General features: G+C 58.1%; 16 protein-coding genes and 1 riboswitch. Of the genes, 9 read left to right on the forward strand and 7 right to left on the reverse strand.

Annotated elements, in window-relative coordinates; genetic code table 11:
- Positions 1 to 6 precede the first annotated feature (6 nt).
- Positions 7 to 360, reverse strand: a complete 354-nt coding sequence (ubiK, locus tag KFZ77_RS02940) for a ubiquinone biosynthesis accessory factor UbiK (protein WP_264385394.1) — start codon at positions 358 to 360, stop codon at positions 7 to 9.
- A gap of 179 nt (positions 361 to 539) precedes the next feature.
- Positions 540 to 688, forward strand: a riboswitch (FMN riboswitch).
- A gap of 105 nt (positions 689 to 793) precedes the next feature.
- On the opposite strand from ubiK, the gene ribB reads away from it, so the two are divergent.
- A complete protein-coding gene (ribB, locus tag KFZ77_RS02945) occupies positions 794 to 1447 on the forward strand; it encodes a 3,4-dihydroxy-2-butanone-4-phosphate synthase (RefSeq protein ID WP_031518747.1) in 654 nt (217 codons plus the stop codon).
- A 52-nt stretch (positions 1448 to 1499) separates the two neighbouring features.
- Here the strand turns inward: ribB and zupT are convergent, their stop codons facing one another.
- Positions 1500 to 2267: a zinc transporter ZupT gene (gene zupT / locus KFZ77_RS02950; RefSeq protein ID WP_031518746.1), complete on the reverse strand. Its 768-nt coding sequence runs from the start codon at positions 2265 to 2267 to the stop codon at positions 1500 to 1502.
- 197 nt (positions 2268 to 2464) lie between these two features.
- Here zupT and ygiD point away from each other — a divergent pair, with 197 nt between their 5' ends.
- Positions 2465 to 3253 carry a 4,5-DOPA-extradiol-dioxygenase gene (gene ygiD / locus KFZ77_RS02955; protein ID WP_031518745.1) on the forward strand — a complete coding sequence of 263 codons (789 nt, stop codon included), beginning with the start codon at positions 2465 to 2467 and terminating at the stop codon, positions 3251 to 3253.
- A 45-nt stretch (positions 3254 to 3298) separates the two neighbouring features.
- On the opposite strand, the gene KFZ77_RS02960 is transcribed toward ygiD, so the two are convergent.
- From KFZ77_RS02960 to tolC, 3 genes are all read right to left on the reverse strand, one after another.
- Complete coding sequence (locus KFZ77_RS02960) at positions 3299 to 4459, reverse strand: glutathionylspermidine synthase family protein (RefSeq protein ID WP_264385395.1); 1161 nt, start codon at positions 4457 to 4459, stop codon at positions 3299 to 3301.
- A 2-nt stretch (positions 4460 to 4461) separates the two neighbouring features.
- Entirely contained in the window at positions 4462 to 5136 is a 675-nt protein-coding gene (locus KFZ77_RS02965; protein WP_031518741.1) for a DUF1190 family protein, read from the reverse strand.
- 160 nt (positions 5137 to 5296) lie between these two features.
- Positions 5297 to 6778, reverse strand: a complete 1482-nt coding sequence (tolC, locus tag KFZ77_RS02970) for an outer membrane channel protein TolC (RefSeq protein ID WP_031518739.1) — start codon at positions 6776 to 6778, stop codon at positions 5297 to 5299.
- 212 nt (positions 6779 to 6990) lie between these two features.
- Here tolC and nudF point away from each other — a divergent pair, with 212 nt between their 5' ends.
- From nudF to parE, 5 genes are read left to right on the forward strand one after another with little or no spacing between them, the layout of a single operon-like run.
- Positions 6991 to 7623 carry an ADP-ribose diphosphatase gene (gene nudF / locus KFZ77_RS02975; protein ID WP_264385396.1) on the forward strand — a complete coding sequence of 211 codons (633 nt, stop codon included), beginning with the start codon at positions 6991 to 6993 and terminating at the stop codon, positions 7621 to 7623.
- Between the two features lie 5 nt (positions 7624 to 7628).
- Positions 7629 to 8051 (forward strand): DUF1249 family protein, encoded by a 423-nt coding sequence (locus KFZ77_RS02980; RefSeq protein WP_031518736.1) that lies wholly within the window; start codon positions 7629 to 7631, stop codon positions 8049 to 8051.
- A 25-nt stretch (positions 8052 to 8076) separates the two neighbouring features.
- On the forward strand, positions 8077 to 8904 hold the full coding sequence (gene cpdA / locus KFZ77_RS02985) for a 3',5'-cyclic-AMP phosphodiesterase (RefSeq protein ID WP_264385397.1): 828 nt from the start codon (positions 8077 to 8079) through the stop codon (positions 8902 to 8904).
- Entirely contained in the window at positions 8904 to 9479 is a 576-nt protein-coding gene (yqiA, locus tag KFZ77_RS02990) for an esterase YqiA (protein ID WP_031518732.1), read from the forward strand. Before cpdA ends, yqiA begins: the two co-directional genes overlap by 1 nt.
- Before the next feature lie 40 nt (positions 9480 to 9519).
- The gene (gene parE, locus KFZ77_RS02995; RefSeq protein WP_264385398.1) at positions 9520 to 11412 is read left to right on the forward strand and encodes a DNA topoisomerase IV subunit B; all 1893 of its coding nucleotides are present in this window, start codon (positions 9520 to 9522) and stop codon (positions 11410 to 11412) included.
- Between the two features lie 80 nt (positions 11413 to 11492).
- Here the strand turns inward: parE and KFZ77_RS03000 are convergent, their stop codons facing one another.
- Entirely contained in the window at positions 11493 to 11807 is a 315-nt protein-coding gene (locus tag KFZ77_RS03000; RefSeq protein ID WP_264385399.1) for a putative quinol monooxygenase, read from the reverse strand.
- A 30-nt stretch (positions 11808 to 11837) separates the two neighbouring features.
- Complete coding sequence (locus KFZ77_RS03005) at positions 11838 to 12419, reverse strand: NAD(P)H-dependent oxidoreductase (protein ID WP_264385400.1); 582 nt, start codon at positions 12417 to 12419, stop codon at positions 11838 to 11840.
- A gap of 199 nt (positions 12420 to 12618) precedes the next feature.
- On the opposite strand from KFZ77_RS03005, the gene parC reads away from it, so the two are divergent.
- On the forward strand, positions 12619 to 14889 hold the full coding sequence (parC, locus tag KFZ77_RS03010) for a DNA topoisomerase IV subunit A (RefSeq protein ID WP_264385401.1): 2271 nt from the start codon (positions 12619 to 12621) through the stop codon (positions 14887 to 14889).
- 165 nt (positions 14890 to 15054) lie between these two features.
- Positions 15055 to 15792 (forward strand): 1-acylglycerol-3-phosphate O-acyltransferase, encoded by a 738-nt coding sequence (gene plsC, locus KFZ77_RS03015; RefSeq protein ID WP_031518724.1) that lies wholly within the window; start codon positions 15055 to 15057, stop codon positions 15790 to 15792.
- Positions 15793 to 15794: the final 2 nt, after the last annotated feature.

Below are 15794 nucleotides of genomic sequence, written 5' to 3' on the forward strand. Positions count from 1 at the left end.
ACGGTCTTAAATGTTATCGACCGGCGGGATAGCGGGCGGTGACACCGCGCTGGTGGCAGCGGAAGGCGTTACGCTACTGTCCGCGGCTGGCGTGACGTTCGCGGTAGACGGTGTACCGGCAGTGCGGCCTTCCAGTTCGTTCAGACGCTGTTCCAGCGCAGTCAGCTTTTCACGAGTACGCAGCAGTACCTGCGTCTGCACGTCAAACTCTTCCCGGCTCACCAGATCCAGACGCGACAGCTGCGCCTGCAGGGTCTGGCGGATGCGTTTCTCAACGTCTTCCCCGAATTCGCGAATCCCTTTGGGCATAGACTCATGTACCTGACGGGCGATCTGTTCAATTTTTTTCGGGTCAATCATAGCGGTTTCCCTGAGCTGATGTGGTGTTAAACCTAATTGTAATGCCTGATCCGCAGGTGATAAACCGGAAATGTCCCCATTGCGTTATTCAGGCGAATACGCGTGCTTTTGCTATATCCATTATGAGTATATGAAGCTTATGCATTGCCGCCATTAATCAATGGCGTTATAGTTAACCCGCTTATTCTCAGGGCGGGGCGAAATTCCCCACCGGCGGTAAATCAGCGCAGCTGAAAGCCCGCGAGCGCTTCAATGGCAACGTTGAAGGTCAGCAGATCCGGTGTAATTCCGGGGCCGACGGTTAAAGTCCGGATGGGAGAGGGTAACGACACAGCTCAGGCTACGGCCTGCTCACGTTATTATTATGCCGCTTGCGGTACTCCTAAGACTGCCCTGATTCTGGTAACCATATTTATACTGAGGTTTTATTACCATGAATCAGACGCTCCTTTCTTCTTTTGGTTCCTCCGCAGAGCGCGTGGAACAGGCACTTACCGCCCTGCGCAACGGTCGCGGTGTGATGGTGCTGGACGATGAAAATCGCGAAAACGAAGGCGACATGATCTTTGCCGCCGAAACCATGACCGTAGAGCAGATGGCGCTGACCATCCGTCACGGCAGCGGTATTGTTTGCCTGTGCATCAACGAAGATCGCCGTAAACAGCTTGACCTGCCGATGATGGTGGAGAACAACACCAGCTCCTTCGGCACCGGTTTTACTGTCACCATCGAAGCCGCGCACGGCGTAACCACCGGCGTGTCCGCCGCTGACCGTATCACCACGGTGCGTGCCGCCATTGCCGACGGCGCGAAGCCATCGGATCTCAACCGTCCAGGCCACGTTTTCCCGCTGCGTGCGCAGCCGGGCGGCGTACTGACCCGCGGTGGCCATACCGAAGCGACCATCGATCTGGTAACCCTCGCCGGCTTCAAGCCTGCGGGCGTGCTGTGCGAGCTGACCAATGATGACGGCACCATGGCTCGCGCACCGGAGTGCATCGCTTTCGCTCGTCAGCATGATATGCCGGTGGTGACCATTGAGGATCTGGTTGAGTATCGTCAGACCCACGAACGCAAAGCCAGCTGAACGTAGCGCATAAAAAAACCCGGCAGCCGCCGGGTTTTTTTATCGCTGTTTATCAGCCGATGCCGCTGCTTTGCAGGAGCGTCAGGCTGAAGCCCATCACCGACATGCCACACAGCACGCCATAGCTTGGGTTGTTGTGCGGATCGATCTCTTTGGCCAGCGGCATCAGTTCATCCACCGACAGCGCCACCATAATCCCGGCCACCGCCGCCATAATCGCCGCCATCACCACCGGCGATACCAGGGTGCCGAGGATCAGCCACGCCAGCACGCCGCCGAGGATTTCCGCCATACCGGACACGCCAGCCCACAGTAGCGCTTTGCGTTTTGAGCCCGTAGCTGCAAACACCGGCCCGGCGACGGCCAGCCCTTCAGGAATGTTGTGCAGGGCGACTGCCAGAGCAATGCCCAGACCCAGTTCCAGATCGCTGCTCGCCGTAACATAAGTGGCAATGCCTTCCGGGAAGTTGTGCAGGCTGATGCCAAGAGTCAGCAACAGCGCGGTGCGTTGCAGGTTGCGCTTTTTCAGCGAGCCGTCCAGCAGATCCTGCGGATGGGCGTGGGGCAGGGAGCGGTCCAGCACAAAGTAACCGACCAGGCCGAGAATAAACATCCCGTAGCCCAGCACCGGAGACATCCCCTCGGTGTGCAGCGCAGCGGGCAGCATCTCCATCAGGGAGATAAGCAGCATAATGCCGGCAGCAAAGCCGAGAGAGAACGCCAGCAACCGGTTGGACGGTCTCTGGCCAAGTACGCCAAACAGGGCTCCGATAAAGGTGGCTCCGCCTGCCAGTATGGTCAGGAGCAACGGCACTGACATAAACTTCTCCTTTGATAATGATTCTCATTAATATTAATGAGTGGGCGGTGAAATAGCGAGACCGCAAGCCCCTGATTTACACAGTACTTACATTCAAAATTCCTGATGATCATCATCATGGTTATCTGAGTTCATCCCGGTATGAAAGCGCGTAAGGTGATGCATATCTTGTTTAGCGCAATTTGAAGGATAACACCATGTCTCATACGCGAATGCCAGCACTGTTTCTGGGGCATGGCAGCCCAATGAACGTCCTCGAAGACAATCTTTACACCCGCGTCTGGCAGCAGCTGGGCGACACGCTGCCGCGCCCGAAAGCTATCGTGGTGATATCCGCGCACTGGTATACCCGCGGTACCGGCGTGACCGCGATGGAAACCCCGAAAACTATCCATGATTTCGGTGGCTTCCCGCAGGCGCTGTACGACACCCATTATCCGGCCCCCGGCTCGCCGGCGCTGGCTCAGCGGCTGGTGGATCTGCTTGCCCCGGTGCCGGTGACGCTGGATAAAGAAGCCTGGGGCTTTGACCACGGCTCCTGGGGCGTGCTGATTAAAATGTATCCTGATGCTGATATTCCGGTGGTGCAGCTCAGCATCGACAGCACCAGACCCAACGTCTGGCATTACCAGCTGGGCCGTAAACTCGCCGCGCTGCGCGATGAGGGCATTATGCTGGTGGCGAGCGGTAACGTGGTGCATAACCTGCGCACCGCGCGCTGGCACGGCGAAAGCACGCCGTATCCCTGGGCGCAGTCGTTTAATGACTACGTTAAAGCGAACCTGACATGGCAGGGCGATGCCGATAAACATCCGCTGGTGAACTATCTCGACCATGAAGGCGGCAGTCTTTCGAACCCGACGCCGGATCACTTCCTGCCGCTGCTCTACGTGCTGGGCGCGTGGGATGGCAAGGAGCCGGTGAGCGTACCGGTTGAGGGCATGGAGATGGGGTCGATCAGTATGCTGTCGGTGCAGGTGGGCTAAAAAATAAGGCGCGAACAGTCGCGCCTTATTTATCTGCGGTGAGGGTTACTCAACAAAGATATGCGGGTAGAAGCGCGACATATCCTGGGTGATCAGCGCCTTATCTTCGCGAATGCCGATCCCGGCCGGTTGATCGTTGATAAGCCAGCTGCCAATCAGCGTGTAGCTGCCGTCGAACTGCGGCAGTGGATGGTACTGCTGCACAATCATGCCTTCTTCACCGTAAACGCCTTCCGAGCGGGCAATCTCCTGACCGTTATCGACGATGGTAATGTTGGCACCTTCGCGCGAGAAAAGCGGCTTCACCACGTATTTTTCCATCTCAGGATGGCTGTCTTCGGCAAAGTACGCGGGCAGCAGGTTAGGATGGTCCGGGAACATCTTCCACAGCAGCGGCAGCAGCGCTTTATTGGAGAGAATGCTCTTCCAGGCTGGCTCCAGCCAGCGCACGCCGGCATCTTCCAGCTTGGTGGAGAACACCTCGCGCAGCATGAATTCCCACGGATAGAGCTTAAACAGGTTGCTGATCACCTGATCCTGCAGATCGGTGAACTGCCCCTTTTCGCCAAGCCCGATATCTTCGATAAACAGGAATTCAGAGGCGACCCCCGCTTCGGCGGCGCAGTCCTGCAGATATTGCACGGTACCGCGATCTTCGACGCTGTCGCGGCAGCAGGCGAAATGCACCAGCTGGAAACCGTGTTTTTCACGCAGCTCCACGAAGCGCTCAATGATCTGCTCCTGCAGGCTGTTGAACTGATCGCTGCCCGCCGGCAGGTTTCCGGCGTTAAGCTGATCTTCAAGCCACAGCCACTGGAAGAACGCGGCTTCGTAGAGCGACGTCGGGGTGTCGGCGTTGTTCTCAAGCAGCTTTGGCTCGCCCACGCCGTCCCAGGCGATGTCGAGACGAGAGTAGAGCGACGGCTGGTTGGTGCGCCATGACTGACGCACAAACTCCCAGGTGTGTTTCGGGATACGGAATTTGGCCAGCAGATCGTCACTGCTGACCACGGTTTCCACGGCCTGCAGGCACATCTGATGCAGCTCGGCGGTGACCGCTTCGAGGCGCTCCACCTGGGCGAGGGTCAGCTTATAGTAGGCGTCCTCACACCAGTACGGCTCGCCGTACATGGTGTGAAAGTTGAAACCAAATTCGGTAGCTTTTTCGCGCCAGTTGGGGCGCTCAACGATTGAAACGCGTTCCACGGTTAGCCCCCCATGGAGCGAGAGCTGGTACCGGCCGCGCTACGCTGCATGGTGTGCTGTTTGGCGACGGACTCGCCGAAGCCGCCGCGCGTGATGGTGGAGGTGGTGGCCGGCTTCGGTGCCAGCGCGGTTTTCGGCACGGTCATGGTGCGACCCGGCTGGGCGGCGCCATAGCCTTTACCGCTGGCATCGGTGTACTGGCCATATGCCGGGCTGGCCGGGTTGCGCGAGCTGAACAGCGGCTGCTGGGCATAGCCCGCACCACCGCCCATCAGGCGACCCATCATGTAGCCCGCCATCAGCGGCATCCAGAAGCTACCGCTGCTCTGCGCCTGCGCCTGGTTTTCACCGGTCGGAGCCATGCCCGCCTGCGCCGGTGCCTGCTGGCACTGGCCTTCACCGAACTCTGCGACGCAATCTTCACGCGTGGCATATTTCGGCGCGGTGCGTTCGGCTTCTTTTACGGCATTGTTATAGGCAGTGGTGCACTGTTCGCTTTTGCCCGGATTGGCGGCGGAGCAGTCGTCGGCATTCTGATACATCGAGACGGTTTCGTCACTCTGTTCGCAGCCCGCAAGCATGAAGACCGCCGTTACGGCCAGCGCGACGGGAGTCAGATGACGTGCATTCCAGCTTTTGCGGAATGACGCGTGATTAATGGATTTTGTCCGTTTCATTTTTTCTTCCTGGGCCCGGAGGGAAAAGACAGCAAATTGTGCTCAGGATAGTGGATGGCTGGGTGAAATTAAAGCAAGTAAGCCGAGATAAGCGAGGATGGAAGGGGATCTTTACGTTGTCTTACGTTCAGGCAGGGGCGGGCGCCCCTGCCTGTTACCCTCAGTTGCGGAACGGGTTCGCGCTGCTGGTGGTGGTACGTGCTGCAGCCGGTTGCGCGGTGGCTGCTGGCTGAGCCGCTGCGTCGTTGGTAGCCATGCTTTCAACCCGTGCATCCTGCTCCGGATTCTCCGGCGCGACGCTCTCCGGCGTGGTCGGAATCGGCTTGCCGAGCGCATTGTTAAGCGCAACCAGATCCTGCTCGTTGAGCGTACCCAGCGCAGATTTAATGTTGAGCTGGTTGATCAGGTAGTTATAGCGCGCGCTTGAGAGCTGCTGCTTGGCGTTGTACAGCGTGGTGGTCGCATCCAGCACGTCAACGATGGTACGTGTACCCACGGAGTAACCCGCTTCGGTCGCATCAAGGGAGCTTTGCGCAGAGACGACGGACTGTTTGTACGCGTTGATGCTGCTGATGGACGCATTCACGTTGTTATAGGACGAACGCACGGTCTGCACCACGCTGCGGTGCGCGCTCTCCAGCTGCTCGCTGGCACCCACAAAGCCGTACTGCGCCTGTTTCACCTGAGAGGTGACCGAGCCGCCGCTGTAGAGTGGCAGAGAGAAGCTCAGGCCAACGGAGTTCTGCCCTACGGTGCGGTCAGCGTTGCCGGCGCGCGCCGCCTGGCTGCCGCTGTAGTCAGTATCAGACAGGCTGGTGGAGGCGGTCAGGCCGAGGGTCGGCATATGGCCGGTTTCGGCGTAGCGGATCTGCTCGCGGGCCAGGTCCTGGTTCAGACGCGCCTGCAGCAGAGAAAGGTTACGCTTCTCCGCTTCTTTCAGCAGGGCGTTCACCGGCTCAGGCTTAGACGGCGTGAAGCTATCGACATTGAGCGACGCCAGCTCCGGATAGTAATTGCCGGTCACCTGGCGCAGCTCTTCTACCGCGTTGTCCAGCGTGTTACGGGCGGCAACTTCGTTGGCCAGCACGTTGTCATACTGTGAACGGGCGTTCTGCACGTCGGTGATGGCGACCAGACCAACGTTGAAGCGCTGGGTGGTTTGATCGAGCTGACGATAAATCGCCTGCTTCTGCGCTTCAGTATAGGAAAGCGCATCGATGGCGCTTAATACGTTAAAATAGGCGGTAGCGGTGTTCAGGATCAGCGTCTGCTGATCGACCTGCCAGGTGACGTCCTGAATGCCGGCGCTTTTTTCCTGCAGCGTCAGGGCGCGCCATCTCGACATGTCGAAAATGGTCTGGGTCAGTTGCAGACTGCCGCTGGTGGTCGTACTGTCAACACCGCTGCTGTCGCGATAGCCGTTGTTCCAGGTGTAGTCAGCGCCGAGACCCAGCTGCGGCAGCAACGGGCTGCGTGCTTCGTTAATTTTTTCGAATGCGGCATCACGGTCAGCGGCCGATCTACGCAGGTCAGGGTTGCTTAAACGAGCCTGCTTATAAACCTGTAACAGGTTTTCTGCCTGGCTCAGCGTGCTGAAGCTGGCAAGGCTCAGACCGATCAGAATGGGGAGCAATTTCTTCATTTGCATTCCTTGTTGTGAAGCAGAATTTATTGTTAGCGCTGACACACGTCGAAAAATGATCGCCGATTCTAGCAGAGTCAGCCCCCGCCAGGGCTTGGCGTAACGTGCCTTCTGGATTGAAATACCGTCAATCTACCACAGCACAACGCAAACGGCAGATGCTCAGACTTGAAATCGTCGCTTTCATCACCATTGCATAATCCGGGATAAATATGACCACTTCAACGAAACATCCGGTTACTTTCACTAAAAATGATGTAGAAATTATTGCACGTGAAACGCGCTGGCGCGGCTTTTTTTCACTTGATGTTTACCGCTTTCGCCACCGCCTTTTCAATGGCGAAATGAGCGGTGAAATCGAGCGTGAAATTTTCGAGCGCGGCCATGCGGCGGTGCTGCTACCCTTTGACCCGGTGCGTGATGAGGTGGTGCTGATTGAACAAATCCGCATCGCGGCTTACGACACCAGCGATACCCCCTGGCTGCTGGAACTGGTCGCCGGTATGATCGAAACCGGCGAAACGTCCGACGACGTTGCGCGGCGCGAAGCCAGCGAAGAAGCGGGGTTAGACGTACAACGCACGAAACCGGTATTAAGCTACCTGGCAAGCCCTGGCGGCACCAGCGAGCGGCTGTCGATACTGGTGGGTGAAGTGGATGCCACGCAGGCCGAAGGGGTACACGGTCTGGTGGAGGAAAACGAAGACATTCGTGTTCATGTGGTGAGCCGGGAACAGGCTTATCAGTGGGTAGAAGAGGGGAAAATCGACAACGCAGCGTCCGTCATCGCCCTGCAATGGCTGCAGCTGCATCATGAAGCATTACGTAAAGAGTGGAATACCTGAATATGATTAAGCGCTATACACCTGACTTCCCTGAAATGATGCGGCTGTGCGAAACCAATTTCGCCCAGTTACGCCGTCTGTTGCCTCGCGAGGATCAGGCTGGCGAAACCGTTAGCTATCAGGTGGGAAGCGCGCAGTACCGGTTAACAATTACCGAGTCCACCCGCTACACTACGCTTGTGGAAATTGAGCAGACCGCACCGGCGGTCAGCTACTGGAGCCTGCCTTCCATGAGCGTGCGGCTCTATCATGACGCGATGGTGGCGGAAGTGTGTTCAAGTCAGCAGATCTATCGCTTTAAAGCACGTTATGATTATCCGAATAAAAAATTGCATCAACGTGACGAAAAGCATCAAATAAACCAATTCCTTGCTGATTGGCTGCGCTACTGTTTTACACATGGAGCGATGGCGGTTCCGGTTTGTTAGCGACGTGGACACCTAAGGACACCATTTGGAAAGTCTGTTAAACCTTACCGCGGCTGATGGGGCAACGGTAAGGATCTTACAAATCACCGATACCCACCTGTTTGCCGGCAAAGGCGAAACGCTACTGGGTGTGAACACATGGGAAAGCTACCAGGCTGTGCTGGGGGCCATTCAGCAGGCGCAGCGCGACTGCGATCTGATTGTCGCCACCGGCGATTTAGCGCAGGACCATAGCGCCGAAGCTTATCAGCTGTTTGCCGAGGGTATCAGTTCGCTCGCCTCGCCGTGCGTGTGGCTGCCCGGCAACCACGATTTCCAGCCGGCGATGTACAGCGCGCTGCAGGAAGCAGGCATTTCCCCGGCGAAACGGGTGTTGCTTAACGCGACCTGGCAAATTTTGCTGCTCGACAGCCAGGTGTTCGGCGTGCCGCATGGCGAGCTGAGCGAGTTCCAGCTGGAGTGGCTTGAGCGCAAGCTGGCCGACTGGGGCGACCGCCAGACGCTGCTGCTGCTGCATCACCATCCGCTGCCGTCCGGCTGTAGCTGGCTCGATCAGCACAGCCTGCGCAACGCCGGCGATCTGGACGACGTGCTGAGTCGTTTCCCGACGGTAAAACATCTGCTGTGCGGTCATATTCATCAGGAGCTGGACCTCGACTGGAACGGGCGTCGCGTGCTTGCCACGCCGTCCACCTGCGTCCAGTTCAAACCGCACTGCGCCAACTTTACCCTTGATACCATCGCCCCCGGCTGGCGCTGGCTGAATTTGCATCCCGACGGCACCTTAACCACCGAGGTCTGCCGTCTTGAAGGTCAGGCTTTCCGGCCGGATACCGCCTCAGAAGGATACTGATGTCTACGCTTCTCTACCTCCACGGGTTCAACAGCTCTCCCCGCTCCGAAAAAGCCACCGCGCTGACGCACTGGCTGGCGGAGCATCATCCCGATATTGACGTCATCGTCCCGCAACTCCCGCCCTATCCGGCTGCCGCCGCCGAGCTGCTGGAGTCGCTGGTGATGGAGCACGGTGGTGAAGCGTTAGGCCTGGTGGGGTCTTCGCTGGGCGGCTATTTTGCTACCTGGCTGTCGCAGTGCTTTATGTTACCCGCCGTGGTTATCAACCCCGCGGTGCGCCCGTTCGAACTGCTGACCGATTATCTCGGGCAAAACGAGAACCCCTACACCGGGGAACAATATGTGCTAGAGTCTCGCCATATTTACGATCTCAAAGTTATGCAAATCGACCCGCTTGAAGCACCGGATCTCATCTGGCTGCTGCAACAGGAAGGGGACGAGGTGCTGGATTACCGTCAGGCGGTGGCCTATTACGCCTCCTGTCGCCAGACCGTCGAAACCGGGGGGAATCACGCATTTGTCGGCTTCGAAGATCATTTCACACAGATTGTCGATTTTTTGGGTTTACGTTGAAGCCCGATCGATCCGATCACGCTATCTGAATATATAAATCATGACGCAATCCTATAACGCTGATGCCATTGAGGTACTCACCGGGCTTGAGCCGGTTCGCCGTCGCCCGGGGATGTACACCGACACCACTCGCCCTAACCATCTGGGTCAGGAAGTTATTGATAACAGCGTGGACGAAGCGCTGGCCGGTCACGCAAAGCGCGTGGAGGTTATTCTGCACGCCGACCAGTCGTTGGAAGTGATCGATGACGGCCGCGGCATGCCGGTGGATATTCATCCGGAAGAGGGCGTTCCCGCGGTTGAGCTGATCCTCTGCCGCCTGCACGCCGGCGGTAAATTCTCCAACAAAAACTATCAGTTCTCCGGCGGCCTGCACGGCGTGGGGATCTCGGTGGTTAACGCCCTGTCGCGCCGCGTGGAAGTCACGGTGCGCCGCGATGGTCAGGTGTACAGCATCGCCTTCGAAAACGGCGAGAAGGTCGAGGATTTGAAGGTCATCGGCACCTGCGGCAAACGCAATACCGGCACCAGCGTCCACTTCTGGCCGGACGAGAAATTCTTCGACAGCCCGCGCTTCTCCGTGTCGCGTCTGATGCATCTCCTGAAAGCAAAAGCGGTGCTGTGTCCGGGCGTTGAAATCAACTTCAAAGACAACGTCAACAACGCCGAGCAGCGCTGGTGCTATCAGGATGGTCTGACCGACTACCTGAGCGAGGCGGTGAACGGTCTGCCGACGCTGCCGGAAAAGCCTTTTGTCGGCAACTTCTCCGGCGATACCGAAGCCGTGGACTGGGCGCTGCTCTGGCTGCCGGAAGGCGGCGAGCTGCTCACCGAAAGCTATGTGAATCTCATCCCGACCATGCAGGGCGGTACGCACGTCAACGGTCTGCGTCAGGGGCTGCTGGATGCGATGCGCGAATTCTGCGAATACCGCAACATTCTGCCGCGCGGCGTGAAGCTGTCCGCAGAAGATATCTGGGAACGCTGCGCCTACGTGCTGTCGGTGAAGATGCAGGATCCGCAGTTTGCCGGGCAGACCAAAGAGCGCCTGTCATCGCGCCAGTGCGCGGCGTTCGTCTCCGGCGTGGTGAAAGATGCTTTCACCCTGTGGCTTAACCAGAACGTGCAGTCCGCCGAAATGCTGGCGGAAATGGCGATCTCCAGCGCCCAGCGCCGTATGCGTGCGGCGAAGAAAGTGGTGCGTAAAAAGCTGACCAGCGGCCCGGCCCTGCCCGGCAAGCTGGCCGACTGTACCGCGCAGGATCTCAGCCGTACCGAGCTGTTCCTGGTGGAAGGGGACTCCGCAGGCGGGTCCGCCAAACAGGCGCGCGATCGTGAATATCAGGCGATCATGCCGCTGAAAGGGAAGATCCTGAATACCTGGGAAGTCTCCTCCGACGAGGTGCTGGCGTCGCAGGAAGTGCACGACATTTCGGTCGCGATCGGTATCGATCCGGACAGCGAAGATCTGACCCAGCTGCGCTACGGCAAGATCTGTATCCTCGCGGATGCGGACTCCGATGGTCTGCACATCGCTACCCTGCTGTGTGCGCTGTTCGTGAAGCACTTCCGTTCGCTGGTGAAAGGCGGCCACGTTTATGTGGCGATGCCGCCGCTCTACCGTATCGATCTCGGCAAAGAGGTCTATTACGCGCTGGATGAAGAAGAGAAAGCCGGCGTGCTGGAGCAGCTCAAGCGCAAGAAGGGCAAACCGAACGTGCAGCGCTTTAAAGGGCTGGGCGAGATGAACCCGATGCAGCTGCGTGAAACGACCCTCGATCCTAACACCCGCCGTCTGGTGCAGCTCATCATCAGCGATGAGGACGAGCAGCAGACCACCGCGATGATGGATATGCTGCTGGCCAAGAAGCGTTCGGAAGACCGCCGCAACTGGCTGCAGGAGAAGGGCGATATGGCAGATATTGAAGTCTGAATCTGATGGCCAGCGAGAGCTGGCGCAGACAACAAAAAAGGCGATGAGATCATCGCCTTTTTTTATCGCCGCTGGGCGGCTTACACGCCGTTTTCCAGAATACGAATATGGGTTTCCAGCACATCGGCTTTCACCGCGTCGCTCCAGGCTTTCATGTGCGGGGTTTGCAGGTGCGCTTCAAGATGCGCCACGCTCTCCCACTGTTCCAGCATCATGATGGAATCCGGATTGGTGGACTGAAAACTTACCTGCGCATTGTGGTCAATCAGCGGCGCATAGCCGTGACAACCCTCTTCCTGCAATACCACAGGAATGATGCCTGCAAACGCATCAAGCACTGCCTGGCGATGGTGTGCACCCGGACGGGTGCGGATCTCTGCAATCACTGTCAGCATGATCAACTCCTTGTTAAATTCAGCTCTCAGTTAAGCAAAGATTTCGCCGAGGTGCTTGCGATATTCTGCGATATAGCGCGGAACGTCCGGCATTTTAATCACGTCATTGGCGATAAAGGTCGGCAGCGCGGTCATGCCAAGGAACTCATTGGCTTTGTGGAACGGCAGATAAACGCCGTCCACGCCCACGCCGTGGAAGAACTGCGCTTCATCGGTGAAGGCCTCCATCGGCGCGTTCCAGGTCAGGGACAGCATGTATTTTTTGCCCTGAATCAGGCCGCCTGAGCCATACTTCTTCGCTGCATCGGAACGGGTGCGACCGTCGCTGGCGTACAGGAAGCCGTGACCTTCGGTGAAGACGTCATCGATGTACTTTTTCACGGTCCAGGGCGCACCCATCCACCAGCCCGGCATCTGGTAAATCACCACGTCGGCCCACAGGTATTTCTGCACTTCGGCTTTCGCGTCGTAGTCGCCATCGGTGCGGGTAACCTGAACATCATGCCCGGCGTCGCGCAGGAAACTTTCCGCGACCTCGGTCAGGGTGTCGTTAAGCTGGCCATTAGAGTGGGCGAATTTTTTCGCGCCGTTGATAATCAGAATGTTGCTCATTATTTGTCCTCGAATATTTACGTTTGGCACTAATGGTACGACAGTCAGCGAAACGTTTTAATGAGCAAAATGTGCAAAGACTTTTGCTAAATCAGCAATAATCAACCCTGCTGTGACTCAGCGTCGCAGATAGGGTACTATCGGCGGCAATATTGCCGTTTCCCTGCGTGCGGCCAGATTGTCTAAGGAATAATCAGTAATGAGTGACCTGACTCACGACGGTGCAGAGCGCCTCGCGCTGCACGAATTCACGGAAAACGCCTACCTTAACTACTCCATGTACGTCATCATGGACAGGGCGCTGCCGTTTATTGGTGATGGTCTGAAGCCGGTTCAGCGACGCATCGTATATGCCATGTCTGAACTGGGCCTCAACGCCAGCGCCAAGTTTAAAAAATCTGCCCGTACCGTGGGTGACGTGCTGGGTAAATACCACCCGCACGGCGACAGCGCCTGCTACGAAGCGATGGTGCTGATGGCGCAGCCGTTCTCTTATCGTTATCCGCTGGTGGATGGCCAGGGGAACTGGGGCGCACCGGACGATCCGAAATCCTTCGCGGCGATGCGTTATACCGAATCCCGCCTCTCTAAATACGCCAGCGTGCTGCTCAGTGAGCTGGGGCAGGGCACGGTGGATTTCGTGCCGAACTTCGACGGCACCCTGGACGAGCCGAAGATGTTGCCGGCGCGTCTGCCGAACATTCTGCTGAACGGCACCACCGGGATTGCGGTAGGCATGGCCACCGACATTCCGCCGCATAACCTGCGCGAAGTTGCCCAGGCGGCGGTGACGCTGATTGATCAGCCGAAAACTACGCTCGACCAGCTGCTGGACATCGTGCAGGGGCCGGACTATCCGACCGAAGCCGAAATCATCACCGCCCGGGACGACATCCGTAAGATTTACCAGAACGGACGCGGCTCGGTGCGCATGCGCGCAGTCTGGAAAAAAGAGGACGGTGCCGTGGTGATCACCGCGCTGCCGCATCAGGTATCCGGCGCACGCGTGCTGGAGCAGATCGCCAGCCAGATGCGCGCGAAAAAGCTGCCGATGGTGGACGATCTGCGCGACGAATCCGACCACGAGAACCCAACGCGTCTGGTGGTGGTACCGCGTTCCAACCGCGTGGATATGGACCAGGTGATGAACCACCTGTTCGCCACTACCGATCTGGAAAAAAGTTACCGCGTTAACCTGAACATGATCGGCCTGGACGGGCGTCCGGCGGTGAAAAACCTGCTGGAGATCCTCACCGAGTGGCTGGCGTTCCGTCGCGATACCGTGCGTCGTCGTCTGAACTATCGCCTCGATAAAGTGCTGAAGCGCCTGCATATCCTTGAAGGTTTGCTGGTGGCGTTCCTCAATATCGAGGAGGTGATCCACATCATCCGTAGCGAAGACGAGCCGAAGCCGGTGCTGATGTCCCGTTTCGTCATCAGTGAAACCCAGGCCGAAGCCATTCTTGAACTGAAGCTGCGCCATCTCGCCAAACTGGAAGAGATGAAGATCCGCGGCGAGCAGAGCGAGCTGGAGAAAGAGCGCGATCAGATTCAGGCCATCCTGGCATCCGAGCGCAAAATGAATACCCTGCTGAAGAAAGAGCTGCAGGCTGACGCGGAAGCGTTCGGCGACGATCGCCGCTCGCCGCTGCACGAGCGCGAAGAAGCGAAGGCGATGAACGAGCACGACATGCTGCCGTCAGAGCCGGTGACTATCGTGCTGTCGCAGATGGGCTGGGTGCGCAGCGCCAAAGGGCACGACATTGACGCCCAGGGTCTGAGCTACAAGGCGGGGGACAGCTGGCTGGCTTCCGCAAAAGGCAAAAGCAACCAGCCGGTGGTGTTTATTGACTCCACCGGGCGCAGCTACGCGGTCGATCCGGTTTCGCTGCCGTCCGCGCGCGGGCAGGGCGAGCCGCTTACCGGCAAGCTGACGCTGCCGCCGGGTGCCACGGTTGAGCATATGCTGATGACCGGCGAGCAGCAGAAGCTGCTGATGGCCTCCGATGCGGGCTACGGTTTCGTCTGCACCTTCAACGACCTTGTTGCGCGCAACCGCGCCGGTAAGGCGCTGATTTCGCTGCCGGATAATGCACGCGTGATGCCGCCGCTGGAGATCGTCGATGAAAACGATCTGCTGCTGGCCATCAGCGCCGCCGGACGCATGCTGATGTTCCCGGTAGGCGATCTGCCGCAGCTCTCCAAAGGTAAGGGCAACAAGATTATCTCGATCCCGTCCGCCGACGCGGCGAAGGGCGACGATAAGCTGGCGCACCTCTACCTGCTGCCGCCGCAGAGCACGCTGACCCTGCACGTCGGGAAGCGCAAAATCAAACTGCGCCCTGAGGAGCTTGAGAAGCTGCGCGGCGAGCGTGGCCGCCGTGGCACGCTGATGCGCGGTCTGCAGCGCATCGACCGCGTTGAAGTGGATGCCCCGTCGCGTCCGTCTGCGGGCGACAGCGAAGAGTAAGCCGTACTCCCTTCCCGTCAGGGAAGGGATCTTTTTCACCCGCCGCACGCTGCCCTTCGGGCGCCGTTTGTCGGGTTCCCCACAGACTCAGGTCATCGCGTAACACTGCACCAGAATTGCCGCAACGCGGTATACTGGCAGGTAGCTGTGGCTCAAGAGGTAAGTATGTTATTAATTTTCCGTTTTATTATCGTAGTGCTGTACAGCATTCTGGTGTGCATTCTCGGTTCGATTTACTGTCTGTTCAGCCCGCGTAATCCGCGCCACGTCGCCACCTTTGGGCATATGTTTGGCCGCCTGGCGCCGGTGTTTGGCCTGAAGGTAGAAACCCGCAAGCCTGAGGGTGCCGAGCATTACGGCAACGCCATCTATATTGGTAACCATCAGAACAACTTTGACATGGTGACCGCCGCTAAGATTGTGCAGCCGCGTACCGTGACCGTAGGTAAAAAGAGCCTGCTGTGGATCCCGTTCTTCGGGCAGCTGTACTGGCTCACCGGTAACCTGCTGATCGACCGCGACAACCGCGCCAAAGCGCACGGCACCATCGCCCAGGTTGTCAGCCAGATCCGCAAACGTAATATTTCGGTATGGATGTTCCCGGAAGGGACGCGCAGCCGCGGGCGCGGCCTGCTGCCGTTCAAAACCGGCGCGTTTCACGCCGCGCTGGCGGCCGGCGTACCGGTTATCCCGGTTTGCGTCTCTAACACCTCAAACAAGATCAACATGAACCGCCTGAAAAACGGGCTGGTGATTGTCGAGATGCTGCCGCCCATTGATACCTCCGCCTGGGGCAAGGATCAGGTGCGCGATCTGGCTACCCACTGCCGTCAGGTGATGGAACAAAAAATCGCAGAACTCGATAAAGAAGTGGCGGAGCGTGAAGCCTCCGGCAATATTTAATA

Origin of the sequence: Siccibacter colletis (genome assembly GCF_025914095.1) — a bacterium.
Taxonomy (GTDB): Bacteria; Pseudomonadota; Gammaproteobacteria; order Enterobacterales; family Enterobacteriaceae; genus Siccibacter; species Siccibacter colletis.

Excerpts from the sequence above, each read along its gene's own strand:
- plsC (WP_031518724.1), top strand. The coding sequence starts at position 15,055 with ATGTTATTAATTTTCCGTTTTATTATCGTAGTGCTGTACAGCATTCTG.
- yqiA (WP_031518732.1), top strand. The coding sequence starts at position 8,904 with ATGTCTACGCTTCTCTACCTCCACGGGTTCAACAGCTCTCCCCGCTCC.
- zupT (WP_031518746.1), bottom strand. The coding sequence starts at position 2,267 with ATGTCAGTGCCGTTGCTCCTGACCATACTGGCAGGCGGAGCCACCTTT.
- parE (WP_264385398.1), top strand. The coding sequence starts at position 9,520 with ATGACGCAATCCTATAACGCTGATGCCATTGAGGTACTCACCGGGCTT.
- KFZ77_RS03000 (WP_264385399.1), bottom strand. The coding sequence starts at position 11,807 with ATGCTGACAGTGATTGCAGAGATCCGCACCCGTCCGGGTGCACACCAT.
- ribB (WP_031518747.1), top strand. The coding sequence starts at position 794 with ATGAATCAGACGCTCCTTTCTTCTTTTGGTTCCTCCGCAGAGCGCGTG.
- ubiK (WP_264385394.1), bottom strand. The coding sequence starts at position 360 with ATGATTGACCCGAAAAAAATTGAACAGATCGCCCGTCAGGTACATGAG.
- parC (WP_264385401.1), top strand. The coding sequence starts at position 12,619 with ATGAGTGACCTGACTCACGACGGTGCAGAGCGCCTCGCGCTGCACGAA.
- KFZ77_RS03005 (WP_264385400.1), bottom strand. The coding sequence starts at position 12,419 with ATGAGCAACATTCTGATTATCAACGGCGCGAAAAAATTCGCCCACTCT.
- tolC (WP_031518739.1), bottom strand. The coding sequence starts at position 6,778 with ATGAAGAAATTGCTCCCCATTCTGATCGGTCTGAGCCTTGCCAGCTTC.
- ygiD (WP_031518745.1), top strand. The coding sequence starts at position 2,465 with ATGTCTCATACGCGAATGCCAGCACTGTTTCTGGGGCATGGCAGCCCA.
- nudF (WP_264385396.1), top strand. The coding sequence starts at position 6,991 with ATGACCACTTCAACGAAACATCCGGTTACTTTCACTAAAAATGATGTA.
- KFZ77_RS02965 (WP_031518741.1), bottom strand. The coding sequence starts at position 5,136 with ATGAAACGGACAAAATCCATTAATCACGCGTCATTCCGCAAAAGCTGG.